The organism is Planococcus maritimus, from assembly GCF_001592825.1.
Taxonomy (GTDB): Bacteria; Bacillota; Bacilli; order Bacillales_A; family Planococcaceae; genus Planococcus; species Planococcus maritimus_C.
The window spans coordinates 1-350 of sequence record NZ_LTZG01000061.1 but is presented as its reverse complement, the minus strand read 5'-3'; the positions used below and the strand labels follow the sequence as shown (position 1 = coordinate 350).

At 52.0% G+C, this 350-nt stretch carries 1 protein-coding gene; it reads right to left on the bottom strand.

Features of this window, described 5'->3' with window-relative positions; genetic code table 11:
* Positions 1–62 precede the first annotated feature (62 nt).
* On the bottom strand, positions 63–350 hold a 288-nt coding region (locus AY633_RS15265; RefSeq protein WP_145915693.1), incomplete at its 5' end, for an aldehyde dehydrogenase family protein.

Below are 350 nucleotides of genomic sequence, written 5' to 3'. Positions count from 1 at the left end.
TTTTCTATCCCCATCTAAACAAAACCGGCAGCCCCCATTACAGGAGCTGCCGGTTTCGCATATTATTTCTGCGTGTTATCCACAAATGCCCCGTACTGTCTACGCTGCTGTTGCACGGTCAGCCATTTCCAGGTCGTGAATTCCTCGAGCACCCATTCGCCGTTAAAGCGGCCGAGGCCGGCGTCTTTTTCGCCGCCAAATGGCATATGCGCTTCGTCGTTGACCGATTGGTCGTTGACATGGATCATGCCGGTCACGATTTGGTGGGCGATGTTCGTGCCGTGTTTGATATTCTCTGAATTCACCGCACCGCTCAAACCGAACGGGTATTTATTGGCCTGTTTGATAAC